A 3,156-nucleotide genomic window follows, 5' to 3' on the forward strand; every position below is an offset into this window, starting at 1 on the left:
CATATATTATTTTTATTATACAACATTTGAGACTTAATATAACTAGAAGTTGTTCCACCTCTCTTTATTAAGATAGTTTGAGACCTTGCCTTTCATCCCCACATCTAAAGAAGGGGGCTTTTCGGCAATTTATTGTAAGATGCCATGATTGTTGATTCATTGCACTTGGAGCATAAATTCCAGCTTCTACAATGACTTTTATTTCTTCTTCTTTTAACATTTCTTCTTTAAATTCTCTAACACTTCTTCGATTTAATATACTTTTTATAGCTGCATTCATTTTAATTCCCCCCATATTTTTTAATCTAACTCCCACTCAGCCTTAAATATTTAAAGAGCTTTGACTACTTATTTTTATGCTATATAATTATTGTATATTATTAATTGTCTTTATTAAAGAACGCACTTTAAAGATATATACTACCCCAAATGATAGCATCAACATTACAGTTTGTAATATTAAAAATAAAGTTCTTACATAAAATTTAATTTATCTATTTTATATATATATTTTTTTTGTATTTGTATACACCTTTTAAATAAATATAGTAAAATATCTTTAAGTAAAATTTTTTATTAGGGGGGAAACTAGTTATGCCAATAAAAATACCAAAGCAACTACCTGCTTTCACTGTACTTCGCGATGAAAATATATTTGTTATGGACATAGAAAGGTCGCTAACTCAAGATATAAGACCTTTAAAAATCGCTATTCTTAACTTAATGCCTATAAAAATACAGGCAGAAAATCAGCTTTTAAGATATCTATCAAATACTCCGCTTCAAGTTGAAATTACATTATTAAAAACGAAAAGTCATAATTCAAAAAATACACCAATTGAGCATTTAGAAAAGTTTTATCAATTTTTTGATGATATTAAAAAAGAAAAATTTGATGGTTTAGTCATAACGGGTGCTCCTGTCGAACATTTAGAATTTGAAGATGTAGACTATTGGGATGAATTAAAAGAAATCATGAATTGGAGTAGTGAAAATGTATTTTCTACACTACATATTTGTTGGGCATCTCAAGCTGCACTTTACCATCATTACAAAGTTCCAAAACACTCATTAGATAAAAAACTATTTGGAGTTTATGAGCACTGTGTAAATTATCCAAATTCCGACTTAATGAAAGGCTTAGATGATACTTTTTTTGCTCCTCATTCTAGGCATACTACTGTTTTTAAGGAAGATATAGAAAAAGTATCGGATTTGAAAATCTTATCTGAGTCTGATGATGCAGGTGTGTTTATAGTTTCAAATAATAATGGTAGACAAATTTTTGTAAGTGGTCATTTAGAGTACGATAGAGATACTCTGCAAAAGGAATATTTAAGAGATTTAAATAATGGATTAGAAATTGACATACCTCAAAATTATTATCCTAAGAACGATACAACTAAAGAGCCTGTTGTAAGATGGAGAGGTAGTGCCAATGTAATTTTTAGTAACTGGTTAAATTACTGCGTCTATCAAAATACGCCATATGACATTTGTGCTATCTGTAAAGATATGGACTAAATTAATAAAAAAAAGGACTATATCTTGTAGTTATAGTCCTTTTTTTGAATTTACTTTTATATGTTTATATTATACTATTTCATTATTTTTTTAATTAAGTCTAATTTTTTATTGTAGGGAGGAAATACTAATTTTATATCAATTTTACTATTTCTTTTTACTATAGATTTTTCATAGGTAAAAGTTTTAAAACTACTATATCCGTGGTATCTTCCTATCCCAGACTTTCCTACTCCTCCAAAAGGAAGGTAAAGTGATGCAACATGACTTATAGTATCATTTATACACCCTCCACCAAAGGCGTACTTATTTATTATATGCTCACAAAATTTCTTATTTTCAGAGAAAATATATAATGCCAATGGTTTTTCATATTTATTTAAATAATATTCTATATTTTTAATATTTTTATACTTTATAACAGGCATTATTGGACCAAAAATTTCATCCTTCATAACCTCATCTAAGTCGTTTACATTACCTAAAATAGTGGGAGAAATATATCTACTTTCTAAATCCACTTCTCCTCCAAAAACTATTTTATCTTTGTCTTTTTCTAATATACTATTTAATCTTTTCATGTGCTTTTCATTTACTATTCTTCCATAATCCTTATTATGTTCTACATTTTCACTGTAAAACTCTTTTATCTTATTAATAGATTTTTGTATAAACTCTTCATAGATATCTTCTTGTACTAATATATAATCTGGTGCTACGCAGGTTTGACCTGCATTACTAAATTTACCCCATATTATACGCTTAGTAGCTATATCTAGTTTTGCACTATTATCAACTATTACAGGTGATTTCCCTCCTAGTTCTAAGGTTATCGGTGTTAAATTTTTACTAGCCTTTTCCATTACTATCTTTCCTACATTTACGCTCCCTGTAAAGAATATATAATCAAAAGGCAAATCAAGTAGTTGACTGTTTACAGTGTAATTTCCTGTAACTGTAGCTACATATTTTTCTTCAAAAACTTCATTTATTATTTGGACTAATATTTCTTCTACTTTTGGTGTAAATTCTGAAGGTTTAATAACAGCGGTATTCCCACCTACAATTGACCCAATTAAGGGTTCTAATGTTAACTGAAATGGATAGTTATATGGACCTATTATCAATACACTTCCATATGGGCTATTATATATGTATGATTTACCTGGAAGTTGAGCCATGTCATTTCTTACTTTTTTTACTTTATTCCATTTTTTTATATTCTTTAGTGCATAGTTTATAGAAGAATAAATAAATCCTATTTCTGTTGTATAAGCTTCAAACTCTGATTTTCCTAAGTCTTGATAAAGGGCTTCTATTATTTTTTCTTCATACTTTTTTATAGTAGATTTAAGTTTTTGTAATGCTTCAATTCTTTTCTCTATTTCTATAATTCCAACTTCATTTTTATAATCTTTTTGAGTTTTTAGTAAATTTATATAATTATTCAATTTTAATCTCTCCTAGCTGTAATATTCTATCTTTATAATTATACTCTAAAATTAATAAAAAATATCCCTACATCTAAACTAGATCTAGGGTTTATATTATTTCTAATTTTATTTATCTTCTTCCGCTAATTCTGCACTAACTTCTACTAATGCAACATCTCTTTTAAATCCTTGTATAAAT

General features: G+C 27.4%; 3 protein-coding genes. 1 reads left to right on the forward strand and 2 read right to left on the reverse strand.

What is annotated here, in order from left to right; genetic code table 11:
* Window positions 1-67: 67 nt before the first annotated feature.
* On the reverse strand, window positions 68-280 hold the full coding sequence (locus ACRC03_RS06415; protein WP_438651728.1) for a nitroreductase family protein: 213 nt from the start codon (window positions 278-280) through the stop codon (window positions 68-70).
* Between the two features lie 314 nt (window positions 281-594).
* On the opposite strand from ACRC03_RS06415, the gene metA reads away from it, so the two are divergent.
* Window positions 595-1,524, forward strand: coding sequence for a homoserine O-acetyltransferase MetA (metA, locus tag ACRC03_RS06420; protein ID WP_438651729.1), 930 nt, complete (start codon window positions 595-597; stop codon window positions 1,522-1,524).
* Window positions 1,525-1,598: 74 nt separating this feature from the next.
* On the opposite strand, the gene ACRC03_RS06425 is transcribed toward metA, so the two are convergent.
* Window positions 1,599-2,975, reverse strand: a complete 1,377-nt coding sequence (locus ACRC03_RS06425) for an aldehyde dehydrogenase (RefSeq protein ID WP_438651730.1) — start codon at window positions 2,973-2,975, stop codon at window positions 1,599-1,601.
* Window positions 2,976-3,156: the final 181 nt, after the last annotated feature.

The sequence above is a fragment of the Romboutsia sp. genome (genome assembly GCF_051659545.1).
GTDB lineage: Bacteria > Bacillota > Clostridia > Peptostreptococcales > Peptostreptococcaceae > JBOFOR01.